At 70.7% G+C, this 23,485-nt stretch carries 27 protein-coding genes; 10 read left to right on the top strand and 17 right to left on the bottom strand.

All coding sequences use genetic code 11. The features are described 5' to 3' along the window. Positions 1–384 (top strand): hypothetical protein (locus H7F53_RS15540; RefSeq protein WP_246438942.1); only part of this gene is annotated, 384 nt, incomplete at its 5' end. Positions 385–427: 43 nt separating this feature from the next. Next, on the top strand, positions 428–1,375 hold the full coding sequence (locus tag H7F53_RS15535; RefSeq protein ID WP_185680419.1) for a hypothetical protein: 948 nt from the start codon (positions 428–430) through the stop codon (positions 1,373–1,375). 77 nt (positions 1,376–1,452) lie between these two features. Here the strand turns inward: H7F53_RS15535 and H7F53_RS15530 are convergent, their stop codons facing one another. From H7F53_RS15530 to H7F53_RS15485, 10 genes are read right to left on the bottom strand one after another with little or no spacing between them, the layout of a single operon-like run. After that, the gene (locus tag H7F53_RS15530; RefSeq protein WP_185680418.1) at positions 1,453–1,824 is read right to left on the bottom strand and encodes a HesB/IscA family protein; all 372 of its coding nucleotides are present in this window, start codon (positions 1,822–1,824) and stop codon (positions 1,453–1,455) included. Between the two features lie 23 nt (positions 1,825–1,847). Beyond that, complete coding sequence (locus H7F53_RS15525; RefSeq protein WP_185680417.1) at positions 1,848–2,345, bottom strand: SUF system Fe-S cluster assembly protein; 498 nt, start codon at positions 2,343–2,345, stop codon at positions 1,848–1,850. Continuing rightward, entirely contained in the window at positions 2,342–3,511 is a 1,170-nt protein-coding gene (locus H7F53_RS15520; protein WP_221773771.1) for an aminotransferase class V-fold PLP-dependent enzyme, read from the bottom strand. Before H7F53_RS15520 ends, H7F53_RS15525 begins: the two co-directional genes overlap by 4 nt. Before the next feature lie 53 nt (positions 3,512–3,564). After that, positions 3,565–4,311 (bottom strand): SufD family Fe-S cluster assembly protein, encoded by a 747-nt coding sequence (locus tag H7F53_RS15515; RefSeq protein ID WP_185680415.1) that lies wholly within the window; start codon positions 4,309–4,311, stop codon positions 3,565–3,567. Then, complete coding sequence (locus H7F53_RS15510) at positions 4,308–4,709, bottom strand: hypothetical protein (RefSeq protein WP_185680414.1); 402 nt, start codon at positions 4,707–4,709, stop codon at positions 4,308–4,310. The genes H7F53_RS15515 and H7F53_RS15510 overlap by 4 nt, the downstream gene beginning before the upstream one ends. Next, positions 4,706–5,449 (bottom strand): Fe-S cluster assembly ATPase SufC, encoded by a 744-nt coding sequence (gene sufC / locus H7F53_RS15505; protein WP_185680426.1) that lies wholly within the window; start codon positions 5,447–5,449, stop codon positions 4,706–4,708. Before sufC ends, H7F53_RS15510 begins: the two co-directional genes overlap by 4 nt. 20 nt (positions 5,450–5,469) lie before the next feature. Beyond that, positions 5,470–5,946, bottom strand: a complete 477-nt coding sequence (locus tag H7F53_RS15500) for an endonuclease domain-containing protein (RefSeq protein WP_185680413.1) — start codon at positions 5,944–5,946, stop codon at positions 5,470–5,472. A gap of 1 nt (position 5,947) precedes the next feature. Then, positions 5,948–6,502 (bottom strand): endonuclease domain-containing protein, encoded by a 555-nt coding sequence (locus H7F53_RS15495; RefSeq protein ID WP_246438941.1) that lies wholly within the window; start codon positions 6,500–6,502, stop codon positions 5,948–5,950. A gap of 44 nt (positions 6,503–6,546) precedes the next feature. After that, positions 6,547–8,028, bottom strand: a complete 1,482-nt coding sequence (sufB, locus tag H7F53_RS15490; protein WP_221773766.1) for a Fe-S cluster assembly protein SufB — start codon at positions 8,026–8,028, stop codon at positions 6,547–6,549. Continuing rightward, on the bottom strand, positions 8,025–8,489 hold the full coding sequence (locus H7F53_RS15485) for an Rrf2 family transcriptional regulator (protein ID WP_185680411.1): 465 nt from the start codon (positions 8,487–8,489) through the stop codon (positions 8,025–8,027). Before H7F53_RS15485 ends, sufB begins: the two co-directional genes overlap by 4 nt. Before the next feature lie 393 nt (positions 8,490–8,882). Here H7F53_RS15485 and H7F53_RS15480 point away from each other — a divergent pair, with 393 nt between their 5' ends. From H7F53_RS15480 to H7F53_RS15470, 3 genes are all read left to right on the top strand, one after another. Further along, on the top strand, positions 8,883–9,917 hold the full coding sequence (locus H7F53_RS15480; RefSeq protein WP_185680410.1) for a quinone-dependent dihydroorotate dehydrogenase: 1,035 nt from the start codon (positions 8,883–8,885) through the stop codon (positions 9,915–9,917). 9 nt (positions 9,918–9,926) lie between these two features. Beyond that, complete coding sequence (gene ggt, locus H7F53_RS15475) at positions 9,927–11,648, top strand: gamma-glutamyltransferase (protein ID WP_185680409.1); 1,722 nt, start codon at positions 9,927–9,929, stop codon at positions 11,646–11,648. A gap of 151 nt (positions 11,649–11,799) precedes the next feature. Further along, entirely contained in the window at positions 11,800–13,605 is a 1,806-nt protein-coding gene (locus H7F53_RS15470; RefSeq protein WP_185680408.1) for an AMP-binding protein, read from the top strand. Positions 13,606–13,840: 235 nt separating this feature from the next. On the opposite strand, the gene H7F53_RS15465 is transcribed toward H7F53_RS15470, so the two are convergent. From H7F53_RS15465 to H7F53_RS15455, 3 genes are all read right to left on the bottom strand, one after another. Continuing rightward, positions 13,841–14,368 (bottom strand): hypothetical protein, encoded by a 528-nt coding sequence (locus H7F53_RS15465; RefSeq protein WP_185680407.1) that lies wholly within the window; start codon positions 14,366–14,368, stop codon positions 13,841–13,843. Positions 14,369–14,660: 292 nt separating this feature from the next. Continuing rightward, the gene (gene thiS, locus H7F53_RS15460) at positions 14,661–15,659 is read right to left on the bottom strand and encodes a sulfur carrier protein ThiS (protein WP_185680406.1); all 999 of its coding nucleotides are present in this window, start codon (positions 15,657–15,659) and stop codon (positions 14,661–14,663) included. An 18-nt stretch (positions 15,660–15,677) separates the two neighbouring features. After that, on the bottom strand, positions 15,678–16,049 hold the full coding sequence (locus H7F53_RS15455) for a MerC domain-containing protein (RefSeq protein ID WP_185680405.1): 372 nt from the start codon (positions 16,047–16,049) through the stop codon (positions 15,678–15,680). 313 nt (positions 16,050–16,362) lie between these two features. Between H7F53_RS15455 and H7F53_RS15450 the strand changes: the two genes are divergently transcribed. Further along, positions 16,363–17,439 carry a COX15/CtaA family protein gene (locus H7F53_RS15450; RefSeq protein ID WP_185680404.1) on the top strand — a complete coding sequence of 359 codons (1,077 nt, stop codon included), beginning with the start codon at positions 16,363–16,365 and terminating at the stop codon, positions 17,437–17,439. A gap of 2 nt (positions 17,440–17,441) precedes the next feature. Then, entirely contained in the window at positions 17,442–17,762 is a 321-nt protein-coding gene (gene cutA / locus H7F53_RS15445) for a divalent-cation tolerance protein CutA (protein WP_185680403.1), read from the top strand. A 257-nt stretch (positions 17,763–18,019) separates the two neighbouring features. Here the strand turns inward: cutA and H7F53_RS15440 are convergent, their stop codons facing one another. Continuing rightward, the gene (locus H7F53_RS15440) at positions 18,020–18,388 is read right to left on the bottom strand and encodes a hypothetical protein (RefSeq protein ID WP_185680402.1); all 369 of its coding nucleotides are present in this window, start codon (positions 18,386–18,388) and stop codon (positions 18,020–18,022) included. 245 nt (positions 18,389–18,633) lie between these two features. On the opposite strand from H7F53_RS15440, the gene rplM reads away from it, so the two are divergent. Both rplM and rpsI read left to right on the top strand, forming a co-directional pair. Next, a complete protein-coding gene (rplM, locus tag H7F53_RS15435; protein ID WP_185680401.1) occupies positions 18,634–19,113 on the top strand; it encodes a 50S ribosomal protein L13 in 480 nt (159 codons plus the stop codon). After that, the gene (gene rpsI / locus H7F53_RS15430; protein WP_185680400.1) at positions 19,113–19,637 is read left to right on the top strand and encodes a 30S ribosomal protein S9; all 525 of its coding nucleotides are present in this window, start codon (positions 19,113–19,115) and stop codon (positions 19,635–19,637) included. Before rplM ends, rpsI begins: the two co-directional genes overlap by 1 nt. Positions 19,638–19,778: 141 nt before the next feature. On the opposite strand, the gene H7F53_RS15425 is transcribed toward rpsI, so the two are convergent. From H7F53_RS15425 to H7F53_RS15415, 3 genes are all read right to left on the bottom strand, one after another. Then, positions 19,779–20,636 carry a metallophosphoesterase family protein gene (locus H7F53_RS15425; protein WP_185680399.1) on the bottom strand — a complete coding sequence of 286 codons (858 nt, stop codon included), beginning with the start codon at positions 20,634–20,636 and terminating at the stop codon, positions 19,779–19,781. An 83-nt stretch (positions 20,637–20,719) separates the two neighbouring features. Beyond that, entirely contained in the window at positions 20,720–20,986 is a 267-nt protein-coding gene (locus tag H7F53_RS15420) for a hypothetical protein (RefSeq protein ID WP_185680398.1), read from the bottom strand. Between the two features lie 87 nt (positions 20,987–21,073). Then, the gene (locus H7F53_RS15415) at positions 21,074–22,597 is read right to left on the bottom strand and encodes a fumarate hydratase (RefSeq protein WP_185680397.1); all 1,524 of its coding nucleotides are present in this window, start codon (positions 22,595–22,597) and stop codon (positions 21,074–21,076) included. 290 nt (positions 22,598–22,887) lie between these two features. On the opposite strand from H7F53_RS15415, the gene H7F53_RS15410 reads away from it, so the two are divergent. Further along, positions 22,888–23,481, top strand: a complete 594-nt coding sequence (locus H7F53_RS15410; protein ID WP_185680396.1) for a protein-L-isoaspartate O-methyltransferase family protein — start codon at positions 22,888–22,890, stop codon at positions 23,479–23,481. The last annotated feature ends 4 nt before the right edge of the window (positions 23,482–23,485 follow it).

Here is a 23,485-nt window from a genome sequence, read left to right as displayed (position 1 = left end):
CGCGGGCCGGGCAGTGCGCCCCCGCCGCGGCCGGGCAAGCCGGTGCGGCCCGCGCCGCGCCCGCCGCAGCGCTACGTCCCGCCGCCGCCGCAGATCCAGGCGCTCCCCGGGGTGGCCGGGGTGATCGGCGCGGGCGCGACCGAGCTGGCCCGCCAGTTCGGCCCGCCCCGGCTCGACGTGTGGGAGGGCGATGCCCGCAAGCTGCAATTCGTCGGCCCGGCCTGCGTGCTCGACGTGTTCCTCTATCCGCCGGCCAGCGGCCGCGAGCCCCAGGCGACCTATGTCGACGCCCGCCGGGCGAGCGACGGCCAGGAGGTCGATCGGGCCGCCTGCATCGCCGCCCTGCGCCAGACCCCCGGGGCCTCCGGCGTAACCCGGCCTTAACCGGCCCGCGTCACACTGCGCCCCGCTCAACAAGGGGTTTGGCATGACCTATCAGTTCCGCGCGCTGGCCGAGCAGGCCCAGGCCGATGGCGCGATCACCGCCGATGAAGTCCTCGCGCTGCGCCGAGCCGGCTGGGGCGATGGCCGGATCGACCCGGCCGAGGCCGAGGCGATCTTCGTGATCAACGACCACCTCGCCACGCGCCCACCCGAATGGGTCGACTTTTTCGTCGAGGCCATCGCCGAATACGTCATCGCCGGCGGCAGCCCGCGTGGCTTCGTCAGCGAGGCTCAGGCCGACTGGCTGCTCGACCGGCTCGACCGCGATGGCCGGATCGAGACCATGGCCGAGCTCGAGCTGCTCAGCCGCCTGTTCGACAAGTGCCAGCTCCTGCCCGAGCGGCTGCGCAGCTATGCCCTCGCCCAGATCGAGCAGATCGTCCTCACCGGCGAGGGTCCGACCCGCGACGGCGGGCGGATCGACGGGGCCTGCATCACCGCCGCCGAATGCCGCCTGCTGCGGCGCTTCATCTTCTCGTTCGCGAGCGACGCGCCGGGCGGGGTCAGCCAGGCCGAGGCCGAAATGCTGTTCCGCCTGAAGGACGCCACGCTTGGGGCGCCCAATGCGCCCGAGTGGGAAACGCTGTTTGTCCAGGGCGTGGCCAACCACCTGATGGGATACACCGGCTTCCGCCAGCTCTCGGCTGATCGCGCCGCCGCGCTCGACACCTTCATGAACGACCATACGCCGCGGGTCGGCGGCTTCCTTGGCCGGGTGGCACAAAGCGCGCCCGGCGAGGGCTTCGCCCGCGTGCTCGGCTTCGGGCGCAAGGGCGCCACGGTCGATCGCGCCGCCGAGGCTGCGGTGGCGCACCGGGTGACCGAGGCCGAGGATGCGTGGCTGCAGCAGTGGATCGACAGCGACGGTCAGCTCGACCCGCTCGAGCGGGCTCTCCTGCGCTTCATCGCCGCGGAGGAGCGGCGGGGCTGAGCCGCTTCGTCCGCCGCAGTCCGCTTGCCTGCACCTGAAGCGGCTTCGCTGCCGTTTCCTCGCAGGCGAGGACGATCCTAGACCGTGAAGCTCTCGCCGCAGCCGCAGCTGCCCTTGGCGTTGGGGTTGGCGAAGACGAAGCCGGCGGTGAAATCGTCCTCCTGCCAGTCCATCGTGCTGCCGATCAGGTAGAGCACCGAGGCGCCGTCGATGAAGAAGGTTCCGCCGGGTGTCTCGATCCGCTCGTCAAGCGCGCTCGCCTCGTTCACGTAGTCGACCGAATAGGCCAAGCCCGAGCAGCCGCGCCGCGGGGTCGAGAGCTTGACGCCGATCGCGCCGGCCGGTGCCTCGCCCATCAGCTTGGCGATGCGCGCCTCGGCCGATGGGGTCAGGATCACCGCGGCGGGGCGCGGGCGGGCGGCGGGTCGGGTCGGCGTTTCGGTTGTCATGGCATCACCTATATGGGGAGCGCTCAGAGCATTCCCAGTTCGAGCTTGGCCTCGTCGCTCATCTTGGCCGGATCCCACGGCGGATCCCAGACGAGGTTGACCTCGGCATCGCGCACCCCGGGCACCGCGCAGACGCGCATCTCGACCTCGCCGGGCATCGATTCGGCCACCGGGCAATGCGGGGTGGTCAGGGTCATGGTCACCGCGACGCTGCCGCCGTCGTCGATATCCACGCCGTAGATCAGGCCGAGATCGTAGATGTTCACCGGGATCTCCGGATCGAAGATCTCGCGCAGCGCCTGGATCACCGCCTCGTAAAGCGCCCCGCCGGGCTCGCCCGCGGCTGCGTCGGCGGGCTGCTGGGCCAGGAAGCCCTCGAGATAGTCGCGCTTGCGCTCCAGCTTCTGCGCGGCGCTTTCATCGGCCGCGGGCGCGACCTCGTCCTCCACCCGGGCGCGCCGGGGCGCTTCGACGGCGCTCACCTCTTCCACGGTGAACCGGGGTTCCTCGCCGCTGCTCATGCGAAAATCCTTCTCGTCCGTTCGATCCCGCGCAGCAGCGCGGCGATGTCGCCTTCATCGTTGTACAAGCCGAAACTGGCGCGCGCCGTGGCGGGCACGCCGAGATGCTCCATCAGCGGCTGGGCGCAATGGTGCCCGGCCCGGATCGCCACGTTCTCCTCGTCGAGGATCGTGCCGAGATCGTGCGGATGCACGCCGTCGAGTGCGAAGCTGACCACGCCGAGCCCGTCCTCGGGGCCGAACAGCGTTACCGCGTTGAGCCGCTGCAGCTCGCCGCGCAGGGTGCGGGCGAGGTGCGCCTCGTGGGCCTGGAGCGCGGGCATGCCGAAGCCTTCGACATAGTCGATCGCGGCGGCGAGCCCGATCGCCTCGACGATCGCCGGGGTGCCGGCCTCGAACCGGGTCGGCGCCGGGGCCCAGGTGGTCCCGGCGAACGAAACGCGGTCGATCATCGCCCCGCCGCCCTGCCACGGCGGCATGTCGGCGAGGATCTCGGCCCGCGCCCAGAGCGCGCCGATCCCGGTCGGACCATAGAGCTTGTGGCTTGAAAAGACGTAGAAATCGCAGCCCAGCGCGGCGACGTCGACGGGCAGCCGCGGCACCGCCTGGCAGCCGTCGAGCAGCAGCTTCGCGCCGACGCCGTGGGCCAGGGCCACCGCGCGCGGCACGTCGAGCACCGACCCCAGCACGTTGGAGACATGGGCGAAGCTCACCAGCCGGTGCGCCGGGGTCAGCATCCGCTCGGCCGCGTCGAGATCGATCCGGCCGTCCGCGGTCAGCGGGCACACGTCGATCGCAACGCCGGTGCGTTGGCCCAACAACTGCCATGGAACGATATTGGAATGATGCTCGAGCAGCGAGAGCAGGATCCGGTCACCCGGACCAAGGTTGAGCGCGCCCCATGACTGCGCGACGAGGTTGATCGCCTCGGTCGCGCCGCGGGTGAAGACCAGCTCGTCCTCGCGGCCGCCGATGAACCCTGCGACCCGCCGCCGGGCGGCTTCGTAGGCAAGGGTCATCTCGGCCGAGCGGGCGTAGACGCCGCGGTGCACGGTCGCATAGTCGGCCCCCATCGCGCGGACCGTGGCATCGATCACCGCCTGCGGCTTCTGCGCCGTGGCGCCCGTGTCGAGATAGTGCCAGGGGGCGCCGTCGCGGGTGACCATGCCGGGGAAGTCGGCGCGCGCCGCGGCCAGCCGTGCGGGGGCGAGCAGCGCGGTCACAGCAGGACCTCGAGCGCGGCGAGGGCGCGGTCGCACAGGCTGGCCTCGTCGGCCGCGCCGGTGAAGGCCTCGGCGACGAAGGCCTGGAGCATCAGGCGCTTGGCCGCGGCCGGGGGCAGCCCGCGCGACTGCAGGTAGAACAGCCCCTGGGCATCGAGCTCGCCCACCGCGCAGCCATGCGCGCACTTGACGTCGTCGGCGTAGATCTCGAGCTCGGGCCGGGCATTGGCCTGGGCGGTGCGGTCGAGCAGCATGGCGCGGACCGACTGGCTGGCGTCGGTGCCATCGGCGCCGCGGGCCACGGCGACCTTGCCGAGATAGGTTCCGCTCGCCCGGCCGGCGAGGACCGAGCGCACCACCTGGCGGCTGGTCGCCCCCGGTTCGGCGTGGCGCACCTCGGTGACGATCTCGAGCACCTCGCTGCCCCCGCCGAGCTGCGCCGCGCCGAGGGTGAAGTCGGCCCCGGCCGCGAGGATCACGTCGACCGCGATCCGGCCATAGGCCTGCCCGGCATTGAGCACGCGCAGATCGAACCGCGCCCCCGCGGCGAGGGTGATGGCGAGATGGCGGGCGACATTGCCCCCCGGCGGGACCAGGGTGAGCTGGCCGCTCTCGCCCGCGGCCACGGCGATGGTCTCGGTCGCGACCGGCCAGAGCGGGGCCAGCGCGGCCAGGTCGGCATAGCGGTAGGCCTCGTCGCGCCGGTCGGGCAGGGCGGGCGCTAGTATCGCGGCGGCGCTCATGGCTGGTTCCCGTCGCGGCGGCCGGTGCACTGCGCGAGGAACGCCGCGCGGCCATCCTCGAGCGATTCGCGCCAGGCGCGCTCGACCGTGCGGGCATCGTCGAGTCGGCGCTGGCGCGCCTCGAGCGCGGCGCGCACCCGGTCGCCGGCCGCCGGGGCCGCGCCGGGCTGGGCGACCACGGCGCCGCCTTCGCCCAGCAGGCCGGCGTCGAGCTGGGCCCGTTCGGTGGCGATCGCGCGCTGCTCGTCATAGGCCGCGCCCGAGAAGGCGGCGCGGCGCTTCGGCTCGATCGCGGTCAGCGCGGCGATCGCGCCGCGGTCGCAGCGCTCGAGCGCGGTGCGCAGCGGCGCGGGATCGGGCGCGACGAGCGTCGCGACCAGGACGATCGGCGCGATCATGCCGCCACCGCCTCGTAGCCCTCGCGCTCGAGCTGGTGCGCCAGCTCGGGCCCGCCGGACTTGATGATCCGGCCCCCGGCCAGCACATGGACGAAATCGGGCTGCACATAGTCGAGCAGGCGCTGGTAATGGGTGATCAGCAGCACGGCCTTGTCCGGGCGGCGCATGATCGCGTTGATCCCCTCGCCGCAGATCCGCAGGGCATCGATGTCGAGCCCGGAATCGGTCTCGTCGAGGATCGCCAGCCTGGGGTCGAGGATGCCCATCTGGACCATCTCGGCGCGCTTCTTCTCGCCGCCCGAGAAGCCGACGTTCACCGGCCGCTTGAGCATGTCCATGTCCATCTTGAGCAAGGCTGCCTGCGCGCGCGCCAGCTTGAGGAACTCGCCGCCCGACAGCTCGGCCTCGCCGCGGGCGCGGCGCTGGGCATTGGCCGCCTCGCGCAGGAACTGGACGAAGGACACGCCGGGGATCTCCACCGGGTACTGGAAGCCCAGGAACAGCCCGGCGGCGGCGCGCTCGTGCGGCTCCAGCGCGAGCAGGTCCGCTCCGGCGAAGGTGACCGACCCGCCGGTCACCTCATACCCGGGGCGGCCGCCCAGGACATAGCCCGTGGTCGACTTACCGGCCCCGTTCGGGCCCATGATGGCATGGATCTCGCCGGGGTTGATGGTCAGCGACAGGCCCTTGAGGATCGGCTTGTCGGCCACGGTGGCGTGGAGGGCGTCGATGGAAAGCAGGGGGGTGGTCATGGCAGTCCTCAGGCGCGTCCGCGCGGGGGTTGGGTCCGGCGCTGGGGCGCGGGGCGCCCGGGGCGGTCGAACGGGGTGTGGACGAGGGTGGCGATCTCCTTCGTCACGCGGTCGATGTCGGTCAGGACCTCGTCGTCGGTGAAGCGCAGCACGCGGATGCCGGCTTCGGTCAGCTTGCGGTCCTGCAGCGCGTCGAGCTCGGGATTGGCGCCCTCGCCCGAGAGCGAGACCACCACCCAGCGCGAGGGACAGGCGAAATCGACGATCACGCTGCCGACCACGGCCTTGCGGGTGAACTTGATCCCGCCCAGCCGGGCGCCGGACAGCTTGTCCCACAGCGCGGTCTCGGCCTCGCTCAGCTCGCGCCGCAGCGTGCGGGCGCGCTCCTTGAGCCGCTCGGCGCGCTCGGGCGAGGGGGTCCAGCTGTCCTGCCGAGGCAGGGCCGAAGGGGCGTCGGCGCGAATGGTGAGGGTGCGCTTGGTCATATCAGATGTCATTCTTGCGAGGTTGCGCGGCGGGGAGAGCCCCCACCCCCAACCCCTCCCCTGAAGGGGAGGGGAGTGCAGATCGGTCAAGCCCCTCCCCTTCAGGGGAGGGGTTGGGGTGGGGGCTGGCCCTGCGGTCCGGCGTCGCCTCGAGAGTGCCGAGGATGAACGCGCGCACCCCGTCGATGTTGTGCATCACTTCGGCGTTGGTGACGTGAACCACCGCGTAGCCCATGCGCTGCAGCGCCCGGTCGCGCGGCTGGTCCCGATCGACGTCGTGCGTCTCGCCATCCACCTCGACCACCAGCGCCTTTTGCGGGCAGAGGAAATCGGCGATGAACGGGCCGATCACGGCCTGACGGCGGAACTTGAAGCCACCGAGCTGGGACTGCGACAGCGCGTGCCACAGCCGCTTTTCCGGTTCGGTCGGATTGCGGCGCATGTCTTGGGCGAAGCTTGCCAGATCGGCGTTGCGTGCAGCGGAGAGCCCCCAGCCGCGGCCCCTCCCCTGAAGGGGAGGGGAGTTGGTGCGGGCCGAGGTTTCGCGGCTGCTCAAGCCCCTCCCCGTCAGGGGAGGGGTTGGGGTGGGGGACTGGCCCGTCATCCCACCGACCCTTCCAGCGAAATCCCCAGCAGCTTCTGCGCTTCCACCGCGAATTCCATCGGCAGCTGCTGCAGCACCTCCTTGGCGAAGCCGTTGACGATCAGCGCCACGGCCTCTTCCTGGCCCAGCCCGCGCTGCATCGCGTAGAACAGCTGGTCGTCGCTGATCTTGCTGGTGGTCGCCTCGTGCTCGATCTGGGCCGAGGGGTTCTTCACCTCGATGTAGGGCACGGTATGGGCGCCGCACTGGCCGCCCAGCAGCAGGCTGTCGCACTGGGTGAAGTTGCGTACCCCCTCGGCACCGGCGGCGACGCGCACCAGCCCGCGATAGGTGTTGTTCGAGTGGCCCGCGCTGATCCCCTTGCTGACGATGGTCGAGCGGCTGCGCTTGCCGTTGTGGATCATCTTGGTGCCGGTATCGGCCTGCTGGAAATTGTTGGTCACCGCCACCGAGTAGAACTCGCCGACCGAATCCTCGCCGTTGAGCACGCAGGACGGGTACTTCCAGGTGACCGCGCTGCCGGTCTCCACCTGGGTCCAGCTGACCTTGCTGCGCTTGCCCTGGCACAGCGCGCGCTTGGTCACGAAGTTGTAGATCCCGCCCTTGCCCTCGGCATCGCCGGGGTACCAGTTCTGCACGGTCGAATACTTGATCTCGGCATCGTCGAGCGCGACCAGCTCGACCACGGCGGCGTGAAGCTGGTTCTCGTCGCGCTGCGGGGCCGTGCAGCCTTCCAGGTAGGAGACGTAGGAGCCCTTGTCGGCCACGATCAGCGTGCGTTCGAACTGGCCGGTGTTCTCGGCGTTGATGCGGAAATAGGTGGACAGCTCCATCGGGCAGCGCACCCCTTCCGGGATGTAGACGAAGGTCCCGTCGGAGAAGACCGCGCAGTTCAGCGCGCTGAAGAAGTTGTCGTGCATCGGCACGACCTTGCCCAGCCACTGGCGGACCAGCTCGGGGTATTCGCGGATCGCCTCGGAGATCGAACGGAAGATCACCCCGGCCGCCTCCAGCTCCTTGCGGAAGGTGGTGGCCACCGAGACCGAATCGAACACCGCGTCGACCGCCACCTTGCGTGCGCCCTCGACCCCGGCGAGCACCTTCTGCTCCTCGAGCGGGATGCCCAGCTTGGCATAGACCTTGAGGATCTCGGGATCGACCTCGTCGAGCGACTTGGGGCCGTCCTTCGTCTTGGGTGCGGCCCAGTAGTAGGCGTCCTGGTAGTCGATCGGGGCGATGTTCAGCTTGGCCCAGTCGGGCATCGGCATGGTCAGCCAGTGGCGATAGGCCTTGAGCCGCCACTCGAGCATCCACTCGGGCTCGTTCTTCTTGGCCGAGATGAACCGCACCGTGTCCTCGGACAGGCCCTTGGGGCCATATTCCTGCTCGATGTCGGAGACCCAGCCATGCTCGTAGTCGGCGACGCGCGCCGCCGCCTCGCGGGCGGCCTGGTCCTTCACGGTGACGTCCTCGGTCATGCGGATACTCCGGCCGCGGGGGCCATGGGTTGCGGGGGCGCCGCGAGCTGGGTCAGGGCGACCCCGGCCAGCGCGCCGCGCAGGGTTTCATTGACCAGCGGCCAGTGCGGCCGCAGCGAGCAGGCCGGCTCGAGCGCGCAGTCGCCGCGGCCGGGGCCCTTGCCCTGGCCACCACCCGCCTCGACGCAGGTGGCGAGCGCGATCGGCCCCTCCACCGCCTCGACGATGTCGGCCAGGGTGATCGCCGCGGCCGGGCGGGCCAGCTTGAACCCGCCGCCCGCCCCGCGCACCGACTTGAGCAGCCCGGCGGCCGACAGGCGGCTGACCAGCTTCTGCACGGTCGGCGCGGGCAGGCCGGTCTCCTCGGCCAGCTGCACCGCATTGACGCGCGCGCCGCCACAGTGACGCGCGGCGGCGATCATCATCACGACGGCATAGTCGGCCATGCTCGACAGGCGCACGGGGCGGGCTCCAGCGAAATCGGACAGATTCGTTCCGGTTACCTAGGCGCGAGGGGCGGGAATTGCAAACCCGCGTTCGGTGCCCCGTCCCCCTGGTCCGTCCCCTTGGCCAGGCCGACCGGCCGCGGGATAACAGCCGGGGCTGGGCGGAGGGGGCATGCGAAGGGGGACTGGCGACCGAAAAAAAGGGGGTGGCTGCAGCGGGCCAGGCCCGGGCAACCACCCCTTTAAGTCAAGAACTCGGCGCACGGTCGTGCGCGAGCCCTTCGGGTCGCATCGGCCCGATAGCCGCAAGCCGGCGCCAAAGCATTGTACGGAATCGACATGGCTGCGCGGGCACGGCAAATCGTCCCGCGCATGGACAGGTTCGGGGGGCGCTGGCATAGGCGCGCCATGCTGTATCCGCTGGTTCGCCCGCTGCTGTTCCGTCTCGAGGCCGAACGTGCCCATGGCCTGGCCATGGCCGGGCTCAAGCTGCTGGGTGGCGCGGCGCCGGCCGGTCCGGCGCGCGGCCCGCTGGCCAGCACGGTGGCCGGGCTGGCCTTTCCCAATCCGCTCGGCATGGCGGCCGGGTTCGACAAGGACGGCGAGGTCCCCGACGCCCTGCTCGGACTGGGCTTCGGCTTTGCCGAGGTCGGTTCGATCACGCCGCTGCCGCAGGCCGGCAACCCGCGCCCGCGGCTGTTCCGGCTGGTCGAGGACGGCGCGGTGATCAACCGCATGGGGTTCAACAATGGCGGGGCCGAGGCGGCCGTCGCCCGGCTGGCGGCGCGCGCCGGGCGTCCCGGGATCGTCGGGATCAACATCGGCGCCAACAAGGATTCGGTCGACCGGATCGCCGACTATGCGACGATGACCCGGTTGATGGCGCCGCTGGCCAGCTATCTTGCGGTCAACATCTCAAGCCCCAACACCCCGGGGCTGCGCGCGTTGCAGGATGAAGGCGCGCTGATCGACCTGCTCGACGGCGTGCTGGCCGCGCGCGGACCGGAGGGGCCGCCGGTGTTTCTCAAGGTCGCCCCCGATCTGGCGCCGGCCGACATCGACGCCATCGCGCGGATCGCGCTCGAGCGCGGGCTGGGGGCGCTGATCGTGTCGAACACCACCATCGCGCGCCCGCCGCTGCGCTCGGCCCACGGCGGCGAGACCGGCGGTCTGTCGGGCGCGCCGCTGCGCGATCTGGCCCAGCAGCGCCTGCGCGATTTCCGCAGCGCCACCGGCGGGGCGATCCCGCTGGTCGGGGTGGGCGGAATCGCCACGGCCGAGGACGCCTTCGCGCGGATCCGGGCCGGGGCCAGCCTGGTCCAGCTCTACAGCGCGATGGTCTATGCCGGGCCGGGGATCGCGCGGCGGATCACCCGCGGGCTCGAAACGCTGCTGCGGCAATACGGCTTCTCGACGATTGCGGAGGCGGTGGGGAGCGAATAGCGTGCCGGGATGACTCCGTTCCCGCGCGCCGCCCGCCGTTCGCTTTCCGCCGCCCTGCTGCCGCTGGTGCTGGTCGCCCCGCCGGCCGCGGCGCGCAGCCCCGCCCCGGTCCATGTCGAGGGCATGGTCTCGGCGGCGGATCCGCGCGCGGCCGCGGCGGGGGCTGAAATCCTCAAGGCCGGCGGATCGGCGACCGACGCGGCGCTGGCGGTGATGCTGGCGCTCAACGTGGTCGAGCCGCAAAGCTCGGGGATCGGCGGCGGCGGGTTCCTGCTGCGCGGCGATGCGCGCGGCGGGGTCGAGACGATTGACGGACGCGAGCGGGCGCCGGCGGCGGCGGACGGGCAGTGGTTCCTGCGCGACGGCAAGCCGCTGCCCTTCGGCGAGGTGATCCCGGGCGGACGCAGCGTGGGCGTGCCCGGCGCGCTGGCGCTCGCCGCCGAGGCGCACAAGCGCTATGGCAAGCTGCCCTGGGCGCGGCTGTTCCAGCCGGCGATCCGGCTGGCCCGCGACGGGTTCCTCGTCACTCCGCGGCTCAACGCCACGCTGGCCCGTGCGGCGCGTTCGGCCACTTTCGATCCCGATTCGCGCGCGCTCTACTACACCGCCGACGGCAGTCCGGTGGCGGTCGGGACCCGGCTGAAGAACCCGGCGCTCGCCGCCACGCTCGCCCAGGTCGCCGCGCGCGGGATCACGGCGTTCTATACCGGCGCCAATGCCGCGGCGATCGCCCGCGAGGTGAGCACCGCCCGGGTCGGCGCCTCGCCGCTGACCGAGGCCGACGTCGCCGCCTACCGGGCGCCGCTGCGCGAGCCGCTTTGCGGGATGTACCGGCAGTGGCGGATCTGCGGGATGGGACCGCCCTCCTCGGGCGCCACCACGGTCTATGCGATCCTCAAGCAGCTCGAGCGGTTCGACCTGACCGCGCTGGGGCCGCAATCGCCGGTGGCCTGGCACCTGATCGCCGAATCGATGCGGCTCGCCTATGCCGACCGCGAGCGCTATCTCGGCGATGCCGATTTCGTGAAGGTTCCCGTCACCGGGCTGATGGACCCGGCCTATCTCGCCACGCGCTCGGCCTTGATCGATCCCGCCAAGACGCTCGCCCTGGTCAGCGCGGGGACTCCGCCCGGGGCGCAGCGGCTGGCCCGGGCCGATGGTCCGCCCCAGGAAGAGCATGGCACCACCCATTTCGTCGCGGTCGACCGCTGGGGCAGCGCGGTCAGCTATACCAACACGATCGAGAGCGCCTTCGGCTCGGGGCTGATGGTGAACGGCTATTTCCTCAACAACGAGCTGACCGACTTCAACTTCGCCCCGACCACCGACGGCAAGCCGGCCGCCAATGCCGTGGCCGGGGGCAAGCGCCCGCGCAGCTCGATGTCGCCGACGCTGATCTACGACGCCGCCGGGCACCTGCGGCTGGCGGTGGGCGCGGCCGGCGGGACGACGATCCCGGCGCAGGTCGCCAAGGCGATCATCGGCGTGCTCGACTGGAACCTGCCCGCCCAGCAGGCGATCGCCCTGCCGGTGCTCTATTCGCCCGGCGCCACGGTCTTCGTCGAGAAGGGCTCGGCGCACGAGGCGCTGATCCCCGCGCTGCAGGCGCTGGGCCATGCCGATGTCCGCCCGCGCGAGGCCAGCTTCAAGGCCAATGCGGTCGAGGTGGTCGCGGGCAAGCTGGTCGGCGCCGCCGATCCGCGCAGCGAGGGCGCCGCCGCCACGCCCTGATCCTCGCCCCTGTCCGCTGGCCGCTGTCCGTTGGCGCCTGTCCGTTCGCCCTTCCCGGCTTGTTCGGCGCGGTGCCGCCGACTAGGTTGGCCGGCCACGCCGTAAGGGCCGCGACGCCGCGGGCGTCGCCGAGGGGGATGAGGACAGACACGTGCAGCTTGCCGATTTCGATGCCAGCCCGAACCTGGTCGCGCTGTTCCTGCAGCGCGCCGATGCGTTCCGCGACCAGCCCTTCCTGTTCGCCAAGCGCGACGGCACCTGGCATGCGCTGAGCTGGCGGCAGGCGGCGGACCAGGTCTGCCTGCTGGCCGAGGCTCTCGCCGGCATGGGGCTGGCGCCGGGCGACCGGGTCATGCTGGTGGCCGACAACCGCCCCGAATGGTGCATCGCCGATCTGGCGATCATGGCCGCCGGGCTGGTCACCGTCCCGGCCTACATCACCAACACCGAGCGCGACCACCAGCACATCCTCGACAACTCGGGCGCGCGCGCGGTGATCGTCGCCAGCGCAAAGCTGGCCAAGCCGCTGCTTCCGGCGGTGCTGCGCGCCGGGTCGGTGGCCCACCTGATCGCGATCGAATCGTTCAAGCTGCCCCAGCTCGGCCAGACCGACAGCCACGACTGGGGGCGGCTGGTCAGCGGCGATGCCGCGGCGGCGCGACGCGGGGTCGAGGCGCGGATCGCCGGGATCGGACGCACCGACCTCGCCTGCCTGATCTACACCAGCGGCACCGGCGGCGCCCCGCGCGGGGTGATGCAGCACCACGGCGCGATCCTCTGCAACGTCGCCGGGGCGGCCAAGATCTTCGCCGAGGACTTCGCCTGGGACCAGAGCGGCCGCACCCCCGAGGTGTTCCTCTCGTTCCTGCCGCTCAGCCACGCTTACGAGCACTCTGCCGGACAGTACCTGCCGATCGCGCTGGGCGGGCAGATCCATTACTCGGAGGGCCTCGAAAAGCTCGCCAGCAACATCGAGGAGGTGCGCCCCACGGTGATGGTGGTGGTGCCGCGCCTGTTCGAGGTGCTGCGCACGCGGATCATGAAGCAGGTCGAGAAGCAGGGCCGCATCGCCCGCTACCTGATGGACCGCGCGCTGGTCATCGCCAGCCGCGGGCGGCGGCTCACCGACGTGCCGGTCGACCTGCTGATCGGCAAGCTGCTGCGGCCCAAGATCCGCCAGCGCTTCGGCGGGCGGGTCAAGGCGATGGTCTCGGGCGGGGCGCCGCTCAACCCCGACATCGGCACCTTCTTTCAGGCCATGGGGCTGACCCTGCTGCAGGGCTACGGCCAGACCGAGAGCGGCCCGATCGTCAGCTGCAACCGCCCGAAGGTGGGGCTCAAGATGGACACGGTCGGCCCGCCGATGGAGGGCGTCACCGTGCGCATCGCCGCCGATGGCGAGATCCTGGTCCAGGGCGAGCTGGTGATGCAGGGCTACTGGCGCAACCCGGAGGAAACCGCCCGCACCATCGTCGACGGCTGGCTCCACACGGGCGACATCGGCCACATCGACGACAAGGGCCGGATCGTCATCACCGACCGCAAGAAGGACATGATCGTCAACGACAAGGGCGACAACGTCTCGCCGCAGAAGGTCGAGGGCATGCTGACGCTCCAGCCCGAGATCGCCCAGGCCATGGTGGTGGGTGACAAGCGCCCCTACATCGCCGGGCTGATCGTGCCCGACGCCGAATGGGCGCTGGCCTGGGCGCGGGCCAACGGCGAGAAGTACGACCTGGCCGCGCTGCAGGACCTGCCGGCCTTCCGCAGCGCCGTGCGCGAGGCGGTCGACCGGGTCAACCGCGACCTCTCGGTGATCGAAAAGGTCCGTCAGTTCGCCTTCGCCGACGAGCCGTTCACCATCGAGAACGAGGAAATGACCCCCAGCCTCAAGATCCGCCGCCACAAGCTGAAGGCGCGCTATGGCGAGCGGCTGGACGGATTGTACAAGGGCTAGTCAGCGTCCGCTGCCGCCCCGCCTCCTGAACTCGTTCCCGTCATCCTGAACTCGTTCCCGTCATCCTGAACTCGTTTCAGGATCCATCGCACGCCAAACGCTGCGCCCCGTCGCATGCGGGAGCTCGCCGCACTGTCCAGTCCGGGGCCGGCACCGAGCTCAACCATGGATCCTGAAACGAGTTCAGGATGACGATGTTCGGGAATGGGAAGGGTCTTTGGCCGCGGCGCCCGGATCAGGCGGCTTCCTTCTCCACCCATTCGGGGAAGAAGCTGGGGGCCGTGTCCGACCAGCCGGGGGCGGTCGCGGCGGCCTCGCTGATCGACTGGAGCAGCTCCTTGCGCAGCGCCGGGCGGATCTGCGGCAGCGCCGCGGCGCCGCAGAAGGCGGCCGGCAGCCAGGGTCGCACCTCGGCGCCGAGCAGCCGTTCGTAAAGGAAGCGATAGGCCGAGAAGCAGGTGATCCGCTCCTGCGCCAGATCGAAGGCGGAGACCCGGATGAGCTTGCCGACGAAGGCCTCGATACCCTCGAAGGCGGTCTCGTCGGGCATGTCGCGGCGCAGCGTCTTCAATTCCTGATAGGCGATGTACTGGCTGCGGATCGAGGCCGATTCCTCGGCATCGCGGGCCCACAGCTTGAACGCGTCCTGACGGCCGAGTCCCACGTCGAGGCTGCGCTTGATGTAGCGCTGCTCGCACGGGGTGAACCCGGCGAACTCGCGGAATTCCGCGATGGCGAGCGAAGCGGTCCGGCCGTAGCGCATGGGGCGTGATCCTGTTGCCGGTGGGACATCCACCACCCGCACCATGCCCCGCCCCGGGTTAGGATCGGGTTAACCATGCCCCCGGGACCGCACCCGCCGGCCGGGTAAGGTTCAGGCGCCGGGGCGTACAGCCTGAAGCGGCAGGACAACATCGTCATCCCAGCGCCGGCTGGGACCTTCATGGGCTTGGTCCGAGATCGCCTGTACCGCCCCGCGCCGGCGCTGGACAATCCGGAGAGAGGTCCCAGCCTGCGCTGGGATGACGGGGTGGTGCGCTGCGGCCAGCCCGCGTTCAGATCAGCCCGGCCAGCGGGCTCGACGGATCGGCATAGCGGCGGGTCGCCATGCGCCCGGCGCGGTAGGCGGCGCGGCCGCTTTCGACCGCCAGCTTCATCGCCCGGGCCATCAGCACCGGGTCCTTCGCCTCGGCGATGGCCGTGTTCATCAGCACCCCGTCGCAGCCCAGCTCCATCGCCACGGCCGCGTCCGAGGCCGTGCCCACGCCGGCATCGACCAGCACCGGCACCTTGGCCCCTTCCACGATCAGGCGGATCATCACCTTGTTCTGGATGCCCAGGCCCGAGCCGATCGGCGCGCCCAGCGGCATGATCGCCACGGCCCCGGCCTCTTCCAGCTGGCGCGCGGCGATCGGATCGTCGGCGCAGTAGACCATCGGCAGGAAGCCCTCCCTGGCCAGCACCTCGGTCGCGCGCAGGGTTTCGCGCATGTCGGGATAGAGCGTGCGCGCCTCGCCCAGCACCTCGAGCTTGACCAGGTCCCAGCCGCCGGCCTCGCGCGCCAGGCGCAGCGTGCGGATCGCATCCTCGGCGGTGAAGCAGCCGGCGGTGTTGGGCAGGTAGGTGATCTTGGCCGGATCGATGAAGTCGGTCAGCATCGGCGCGGCGGGGTCGGAGATATTGACCCGGCGCACCGCGACGGTGACGATCTCGGCACCCGAGGCGGCGACCGCGGCGGCGTTCTGGGCGAAGTCCTTGTACTTGCCGGTGCCCACGATCAGGCGCGAGCGGAACCTGCGGCCGGCCACGGTCCAGCTGTCGTCCTCGGTCACGTTCACGCTCTCTCCTCCCCCCACGAAATGCACGATCTCCAGCCGGTCCTGATCGGCCAGGAGCACCTCGGCCAGGGTGGCGCGCGGCACGATATCGCCGTTGCGCTCAACCGCGACCTTGGCCGGGTTGAGCCCGAGCGCGGCGACGAGATCGGCGATCGACTGGCCGGCGGGCGCGCGACGCGGCTCGCCGTTGACGATAAGGGACAGGTCGGTGGTCATGCACTGCGCAGATAGCGCTCAGGCGGCCGTGCGCAAGTTCTGCCAATGGGCAAAGGCGACCAATCCCACCCCGGCGATGGTCAGCACCGCCTCGCGCGCACCATGGCCCACGCCGAGCGCCAGGGCCATCAGCGCGATCCCGCAGGCGCCGATCAGCGCCGGACGCAGCCGGCCGTGGCGCAGCGCCGACAGCCCCAGCGTGACCAGCCCGACGGCGATGGCCAGGCCGAGGCCGAGTTCATGGACCCGCGGCGAGAGCAAGGCCCCGCCGCCCAGCCCGATCAGCGGGACCAGCACCAGCCCGAGCAGGCAATGCAGCGCGCAGAGGCCTGAAAGGAAGACCCCGAAACCGTCCAGCCGGTCCCGAATCGAGAGGATCGCGTCGCGCATCGTTCCGCCCATGTATGTTATAATGTAACATGGTTCAAGGTGGGGGTGGGTATTGGTTCCTGACGGGAAAGGATCGGGGGCAGGGGAAGGCCTCAAGCCAGGGGATCGTCCTCAACACGTCCACGTCGCCCCGGCCTTGAGCCGGGGCCCAGCTGCCTTGGCCCGTCCGCCAACCTGCGCTTCCCGCCGACAAAGCCAGCCTGGGCCTACACCTGTAGCTGCCGTCGGCAACCAGCCCACTTTGGCGCCCCGCCGCCGCACCCTACCCCACAAGACGCTTGAACTCGCGCGGGTGGGGGCGCATCGGGGCGCCATGTCTGACGCCCTCGCCGCCGGTCTGCCCGGCACCCCGTCCCTGGCCGCGGTCCGCTCGCCCCGCCCCTTGGCGCTGGCCCGCTGGCTGCTGATCGTCGCTGCGCTGGTGGTCGGCATCGTCGCCGTCGGCGGGATCACCCGGCTGACCGAATCGGGCGTGTCGATCACCGAATGGAAGCCGGTCACCGGCACGCTGCCGCCGCTCAACGCCGCGCAATGGCAGGCCGAATTCGATGCCTATCGCCAGACGCCGCAGTACCTTGAGGTGAACGGACCGCAGGGGATGACGCTGGCGACCTACAAGTTCATCTACTTCTGGGAATGGGTCCACCGCCTGATCGCGCGGCTGATCGGCACCGTGCTGATCGCGGTGACCGCCTGGTTCTGGCTGCGCGGGCAGATCCCGCCCGGCTACAAGCCGCGCCTGCTGGCGCTGATCGCGCTGATCGGCCTGCAGGGGGCGATCGGCTGGTGGATGGTGCAGTCGGGCATCGTCAACGACGTGCGGGTCAGCCACTTCCGGCTGGCGACCCACCTGCTCACCGCGCTGTTCTCGCTCGGCGGGCTGGTCTGGACCGCGCTCGATCTGCTGGCGCTGGCTCGGGGCGAGCCGCCGCACCGCTTGACCGGTTTTGCCGCGCTGGCGCTGGGCACGCTGGCGCTGCAGCTGTTCATGGGCGCGCTGGTGGCGGGGATGCGCGCCGGGCATGTCGCCAGCGACTGGCCGCTGATGCAGGGCGCGGCGGTTCCCGAGGGGATCGACTGGAGCCGCGGGGTGCTTCACGCCGCGCTCAACGATCCGTTCCTGACCCATTTCGATCACCGCTGGTTCGCCTGGGTGGTGGTGGCGGTGCTGGTGGTGATGGGCCGCAAGCTGCGCCGGATCGGCGCGCGGCCAGCCTCGGTGGCGGTGCACAGCGCCTTCGGGGTGCAGGTGCTGCTGGGCATCGCCACGGTGCTGAGCGGGATCGCGCTGTGGCTGGCGGTGCTGCACCAGCTGGTCGGCGCGCTGCTGGTGGCCGCGACCGCCTGGGGCGCGCATGCCCTCGGCGGGCGCCCGGTCGAGCGGGTCTGACCATGGACCGGGCGCCGGCGCTGATCTGGTGTCCCTTCCCCGACGCGGCCAGCGCCGAAGCCGCGGCCGGCACGCTGCTGGACGCGGGCCTGGTGGCCTGTGCCAATCTCCTGCCCGGGATGCGCTCGCTCTATGTCTGGCAGGGCGCGCGGCACACCGGCGACGAGGTCGGCGTGCTGTTCAAGACCACCGCCGCCCTGCTCGATTCCGTAATCGAGCGGCTGGGCGAGGTGCACCCCTATGACGAGCCGGCGATCCTCGGCTGGCGCTGCGATGCGGCGGCGCCCGGGACGCTGGCCTGGCTGGGCGGGCTGGGCGTTTAGCCCCGTTCGGGCCGGGCACGCCTCGACACCCATTTCACCAAGCCCGCTCAGCCTGAGCTTGTCGAAGGCCACGCGCCGTGATCAGCCCAGCAACCCGGCGACCTCGCCGCCGGGTGAAACGCAGCGGGACCAAGCTCCACCGCCGCGCGTGGGCTTCGACAGGCTCAGCCTGAGCGGGCTTGGGTCGTGGTTGGGAGCAAGGGCTTGGGCTCGAGAGCAGCCTGTCCGATTGCGCTCCATTGCCGAACTTTGACGATCTAAAGCAGCGCCCAACCTAGTAAACCCAAGACCACCATGGCTGCGGAAATCCAAGCTGCTGCAGACGCATTTGTCACATGAACCCAAAGTCGCGATTGCGATAGCAAAGGGCTGGCCATCTCGATCGCCTCCGGGGCCACGCCGGTCTGTTCCGTCAAAACCTCTGTAAAGCGCGGCCATAGGTCATGGTCCCGAACTTCGTTAGGTAGCGCTTGGCGGAGCGATGCAAAGACGTCGCCAGCGGTGTGCCATTTAGAGGCGTCAGCCTTGTCGAGTTTCACGCCAAAGGCGCGCTCAACGCTTTCGATGGCGCATATCTCGTCACCGTCGCCACCAAGGCCAACACTCTTGGGAGGGATGCCGCTCATGGCGTCCTTATACGTTTGCCATGCTCGACCGCAATGTCCGCCCCCCGCCTATTCCCGCGCCAGCCTACCCTGCCGCATCCACCAGCAGGCCAACCCATATCGACCCCCAAACCCCGCCGGTATTATTTTACCTCTCTGCAAACCCCCGCAAACCTTGACTCTGCCGGCCCCATTCGCCATTGGCGCGCCTTCCTGACCGTCGGGCCCTGCCTGCCGGTCACCGAATCATAGGGATAGACCAAGCCATGAAGGCGCTCAGCACGGTCACCCGGTCGATCAAGCCGGCCGAGGTGGAGAAGAAGTGGCATCTGATCGATGCCGATGGCCTGGTGGTCGGCCGCCTTGCGGTGATCATCGCCAACCTCCTGCGCGGCAAGCACAAGCCGAGCTACACCCCGCACGTCGATTGCGGCGATCACGTCGTCGTGATCAACGCCGGCAAGGTGCGGCTGACGGGCAACAAGCTCAAGCAGAAGGTCTACTACAAGCACACCGGCTATGCCGGCGGCATCAAGGAAGTGACCGCCGCCAAGGTGCTGGACGGCCGCTTCCCCGAGCGCGTGCTCGAGAAGGCGGTTGAGCGCATGATCCCGCGCGGCCCGCTCGGCCGGGCGCAGATGCGTGCCCTTCACCTCTACGCGGGTGCCGAGCACCCGCACGGTGGCACCCAGCCCGAACCGCTGGATGTTGCCAGCCGCAACCGCAAGAACAAGGTGGGTGCCTGATGTCCGATAACACCGTCACCGATCTCGCCGATCTCGGTGCCCTCGCCGGCGGCGCCGTTGCCGCCGACACCGCCGCCCCGGCCGCCGTGGTTCCTGCCGCGCCGACCATGCCGCTGCGCGAGAAGCAGATCGACGCGCAGGGCCGCGCCTATGCCACCGGCCGCCGCAAGAACGCCGTCGCCCGCGTGTGGATTAAGCCCGGCTCGGGCAAGGTCATCGTCAACGGCCGCGACCAGGCCGTGTACTTCGCCCGTCCGACCCTGCGCCTGGTGATCAACCAGCCGTTCCAGGTGGCCGACCGGGTCGACCAGTACGACGTGATCTGCACCGTCAAGGGCGGCGGGCTCTCGGGCCAGGCCGGCGCGGTCAAGCACGGCATCGCCCAGGCGCTGACCCGCTTCGAGCCGGTGCTGCGCAGCGCGGTCAAGGCCGCCGGGTTCCTCACCCGCGACCCGCGCGTGGTCGAGCGCAAGAAGTATGGCCGGGCCAAGGCCCGTCGCAGCTTCCAGTTCTCGAAGCGCTGATTTCCCGCCCGCCTTCCGGGGCGGGACAGGAACCGGAACAGGGGTCGGCTTGCCGGCCCCTTTTTCGTTGTGGCAGGAGCCCGGCGATGATCCGCACCGCCCGCCTGATCCTGCGCCGGCCCACCCCGGCCGCCACGGGGCTCAATGCTCCGGCGGATCGACCTCGGGCACGGCCCCGACGGGCGCGACGGGCTCGCCCGGGGCGCGCGGGGGCAGGGCGGTTTCGGGCACGGCATCGACCTGCATGTCCGCCGTGGACACGGCTTCGAGATTGCGCACGCGCACGCGCACCTCGCGGCCGTCGACCACGATCTCGTTGAAGCTGGGCGGGGTTGAGCGGACGCGCTGCGAGAGCGTGCCCGCGCCGATCATCCGCAGCGGCCCCTCCGGCGTCTCGGCGGTGAGGTCGAAGGGATCGTGGACATGGCCGGTCAGCACTCCCAGCACCCGGCGCCCGGCCAGGGCGGCCATGGCGCGGGCGCCGTTGATCGTCAGGCGCTTGCCCGAGGTGCTGCGCTCGGGCAGCGGGTGGTGCGCGGTGACCAGCACGCGCGCGCCCGGCGGCAGGGCATCGATCTGCGCCAGCGTGGCGGCCAGCGCCGGTTCGCGCACCCAGCCGTCGACCCAGGGAAAGCGCCACTGCGCGCGGGTGACGGTCTGCAGCGGGACGATGTGGAGATCGCCGAGGTCGAGCTGGCGCTCGAGCAGCGCCTCGATCGCGCGGAACCGCCGGTAGGGCGCGGCGAAGCGCTCGACCAGGTTGACATAGGGCATGTCGTGGTTGCCCGGCTCGACCGTGACCGGCGCGGCGAGCTGGCCGATCCAGGCGCAGGCGGCGCGGAACTCAGGCGGGCGCGCGCGCATGGTCAGGTCGCCGGTGACCGCCACGGCCCGCGGCCGCTCGCTGCGGATCGCCTGGGCCACCCAGTCGAGCGCGCGGCGATCCTCGCGCCCGAAGTGCAGGTCGCTGATGTGGAACAGGGTGATCGCGCCGCTCATCCCGCGCTGCCAAGCAGATCGAGCGCGAAGGGGGCAAGCGAAAAGCGCTCCGGCCGGGCCGACGGGCGCGATCGCTGCGCCGCTCATACCCGCCGGGTGAGGATCAGCCAGGCGGACACCGCATTGCTCAGGCTGTAGAGCGCATAGCCCCAGGCCCAGCCGGCCGTGCCGCTGCCGACCAGCAGCATCGTGCCGAGCAGCAGCGCGAACTCGGCGAGCAGGCTGCCGCGCCCGCCGAGCGAGCGGAACAGCCAGCCGACCTGCGCCAGCACCGGGTGGCCGCTGTCGAGCACGGCCCGGTGCAGCGCGAAGTTCGCGATGCCCAGGAGGAAGCAGACGAGCAAGGCCATGCCGCCAGCATAGCCCTGCCGCCCGACAAAGCCATACGTGCCTGAGCGCAGCCGGCCGGGCAGGGCTGCCCCGCCGCAGGCCGGGTCCTAGCCGGCCAGCAGGCCCTCCGCGGCGATCTTCTTCTGCCAGACCAGCGGGGCGAGCTTGTGGACGTTCTGCCCGGTCGAATCGACCGCGACCGTCACCGGCATGTCGACCACGTCGAACTCGTAGATCGCCTCCATGCCGAGGTCCGCGAAGCCGACCACCTTGGCGCCCTTGATCGCGCGCGCCACCAGATAGGCCGCGCCGCCCACCGCCATCAGGTAGGCGCTTTCGTGGCGGGCGATCGATTCGGTCGCCGCCGGGCCACGCTCGGCCTTGCCGACGCAGGCGAGCAGGCCCTGGCCCAGCATCATGTCCATGAAGCTGTCCATCCGGGTGGCCGTGGTCGGCCCGGCCGGGCCGACCACCTCGTCGCGCACCGGATCGACCGGGCCGACATAGTAGATCACCCGGCCCCTGAAATCGACCGGCAGCTCCTCGCCCTTGGCCAGCATGTCCTTGATCCGCTTGTGCGCGGCGTCGCGGCCGGTGAGCATCTTGCCGTTGAGCAGGATGCGGTCGCCCTGCTTCCAGCTCTTGACCTCCTCGGCGGTCAGCGTGTCGAGGTTGACCCGCCTGGCGGCGCTGTCGGGCGCCCACTGCACCTGGGGCCATTCGTCCAGGTTGGGCGCTTCGAGGAAGGTCGGGCCCGAACCGTCGAGCGTGAAGTGCGCATGGCGCGTGGCGGCGCAGTTGGGGATCATCGCCACCGGCTTCGAGGCGGCATGGCACGGCGCGTCGAGGATCTTGACGTCGAGGATGGTCGAGAGCCCGCCGAGGCCCTGGGCGCCGATGCCCAGCGCGTTGACCTTGTCGAAGATCTCGATCCGCAGCGCCTCGATATCGTTCGCGGGCCCGCGCTGCTTGAGCTGGGCCATGTCGATCGGCTCCATCAGCGCCTGCTTGGCCAGGAGCATGCAGTGCTCGGCCGTGCCGCCGATGCCGATGCCCAGCATGCCCGGCGGGCACCAGCCGGCACCCATCTGCGGCAGCATCTCCACCACCCAGTCGACGATCGAATCCGACGGGTTCATCATCTTGAACTTGGTCTTGTTCTCCGACCCGCCACCCTTGGCCGCGACATCGACCGAGATCGTCCTGCCCGGCACCATGGTGACGTGGAGTACCGAAGGCGTGTTGTCGCGGGTGTTGCGGCGGGTGAAGGCCGGATCGGCCAGGACCGAGGCGCGCAGCTTGTTGTCGGCGTTGAGGTAGGCGCGGCGCACGCCCTCGTCGACGACCTCCTGCAGCGAGCGGTCGCTCTCCAGCCGGCAGTCCTGGCCCCATTCGATGAAGACGTTGACGATCCCGGTGTCCTGGCAGATCGGACGGTGCCCTTCGGCGCACATCCGGCTGTTGGTGAGGATCTGCGCGATCGCGTCCTTGGCCGCCGGGCCCTGCTCGGCCTCGTAGGCATCGCCCAGCGCGCGGATGTAGTCCATCGGGTGGAAATAGCTGATGTACTGCAACGCGTCGGCAACGCTCTCGATCAGATCAGCTTCGCGAATCGTGACCATGTCCGCCATGACGTGCCCTGCTCCTTCATCCCGGATGAACCCTCGCGGCGCCCATAGGCCCAAGCCCGCGCCGCCGTAAAGCCGCTTCGACGGGACAGCCCGCGCCGACCCGCCCAGCCCGCTGTGGCCGCGGCGATACGCCATTCGGCGCATCGCCTTGCGGGCCTGAAACCGCTTGGCGGGAAAAGGGCCTTGTCCTAGAAGGCGGAACGTTGCAGTGGTGTATTGCTGCCGTATAACACCACCGACCCCACGGCACGGCAGGCCGACAGGACGATGACGGGCAGGACAGAGACGGAATGACGATTGTGCAGGAACGCGCCAGCACCGCCCGCCGGGCGATGATCGACAGCCAGCTGCGGGTCAGCGGCGTCAACGATCCGGCGGTTCTCGCGGCGCTCGACCGGGTCGCGCGCGAGGATTTCGTGCCCGCCGCCCAGCGTGACCACGCCTATATCGACCGCGCCCTGCCGCTGGGCGACGGGCAGGCGCTGCCCGCGCCGCTGTTCCACGGCCTGGCGCTGTGCGAGGCCCGGATCCAGCCGGGTGAGCGCGTGCTGGTGGTGGCCGCGGCGGGCTATCTGGCGGCGCTGGCAACCGAACTGGGCGCCACGGTGCGGCAGCTTGGCCCGGCCGAGGCCGTGGCTGCGGCCACGCCCGCGGAGGGGCCCTGCAGCCTGATCCTGATCGATGGCGCGATCGAGCAGCTCCCGGCGGCGTTGGGCGACCAGCTGGCCGAGGGCGGCCGGATCGTCACCGGCACGGTCGAGCGCGGTGTCACCCGGCTCGCGGTCGGCGCCAAGGCCGCGGGCACCGTGGCCCTTCTGCCGGTGACCGACATCGGCATTCCGGTCCTGGCCGAATTCGCCGCGCCCAAGCGCTGGAGTTTCTGATGGG

Origin of the sequence: Novosphingobium piscinae (assembly GCF_014230355.1) — a bacterium.
GTDB lineage: Bacteria > Pseudomonadota > Alphaproteobacteria > Sphingomonadales > Sphingomonadaceae > Novosphingobium > Novosphingobium piscinae.
This window is presented reverse-complemented; position numbering and strand designations above follow the sequence as displayed.

Coding starts and splice junctions, on each gene's coding strand:
- H7F53_RS15535 (WP_185680419.1), top strand. CDS start 428: ATGACCTATCAGTTCCGCGCGCTGGCCGAGCAGGCCCAGGCCGATGGC.
- H7F53_RS15530 (WP_185680418.1), bottom strand. CDS start 1,824: ATGACAACCGAAACGCCGACCCGACCCGCCGCCCGCCCGCGCCCCGCC.
- H7F53_RS15525 (WP_185680417.1), bottom strand. CDS start 2,345: ATGAGCAGCGGCGAGGAACCCCGGTTCACCGTGGAAGAGGTGAGCGCC.
- H7F53_RS15520 (WP_221773771.1), bottom strand. CDS start 3,511: ATGGTCACCCGCGACGGCGCCCCCTGGCACTATCTCGACACGGGCGCC.
- H7F53_RS15515 (WP_185680415.1), bottom strand. CDS start 4,311: ATGAGCGCCGCCGCGATACTAGCGCCCGCCCTGCCCGACCGGCGCGAC.
- H7F53_RS15510 (WP_185680414.1), bottom strand. CDS start 4,709: ATGATCGCGCCGATCGTCCTGGTCGCGACGCTCGTCGCGCCCGATCCC.
- H7F53_RS15500 (WP_185680413.1), bottom strand. CDS start 5,946: ATGACCAAGCGCACCCTCACCATTCGCGCCGACGCCCCTTCGGCCCTG.
- sufB (WP_221773766.1), bottom strand. CDS start 8,028: ATGACCGAGGACGTCACCGTGAAGGACCAGGCCGCCCGCGAGGCGGCG.
- H7F53_RS15480 (WP_185680410.1), top strand. CDS start 8,883: ATGCTGTATCCGCTGGTTCGCCCGCTGCTGTTCCGTCTCGAGGCCGAA.
- ggt (WP_185680409.1), top strand. CDS start 9,927: ATGACTCCGTTCCCGCGCGCCGCCCGCCGTTCGCTTTCCGCCGCCCTG.
- H7F53_RS15465 (WP_185680407.1), bottom strand. CDS start 14,368: ATGCGCTACGGCCGGACCGCTTCGCTCGCCATCGCGGAATTCCGCGAG.
- thiS (WP_185680406.1), bottom strand. CDS start 15,659: ATGACCACCGACCTGTCCCTTATCGTCAACGGCGAGCCGCGTCGCGCG.
- H7F53_RS15455 (WP_185680405.1), bottom strand. CDS start 16,049: ATGCGCGACGCGATCCTCTCGATTCGGGACCGGCTGGACGGTTTCGGG.
- H7F53_RS15450 (WP_185680404.1), top strand. CDS start 16,363: ATGTCTGACGCCCTCGCCGCCGGTCTGCCCGGCACCCCGTCCCTGGCC.
- cutA (WP_185680403.1), top strand. CDS start 17,442: ATGGACCGGGCGCCGGCGCTGATCTGGTGTCCCTTCCCCGACGCGGCC.
- H7F53_RS15440 (WP_185680402.1), bottom strand. CDS start 18,388: ATGAGCGGCATCCCTCCCAAGAGTGTTGGCCTTGGTGGCGACGGTGAC.
- rplM (WP_185680401.1), top strand. CDS start 18,634: ATGAAGGCGCTCAGCACGGTCACCCGGTCGATCAAGCCGGCCGAGGTG.
- rpsI (WP_185680400.1), top strand. CDS start 19,113: ATGTCCGATAACACCGTCACCGATCTCGCCGATCTCGGTGCCCTCGCC.
- H7F53_RS15425 (WP_185680399.1), bottom strand. CDS start 20,636: ATGAGCGGCGCGATCACCCTGTTCCACATCAGCGACCTGCACTTCGGG.
- H7F53_RS15420 (WP_185680398.1), bottom strand. CDS start 20,986: ATGGCCTTGCTCGTCTGCTTCCTCCTGGGCATCGCGAACTTCGCGCTG.
- H7F53_RS15415 (WP_185680397.1), bottom strand. CDS start 22,597: ATGGCGGACATGGTCACGATTCGCGAAGCTGATCTGATCGAGAGCGTT.
- H7F53_RS15410 (WP_185680396.1), top strand. CDS start 22,888: ATGACGATTGTGCAGGAACGCGCCAGCACCGCCCGCCGGGCGATGATC.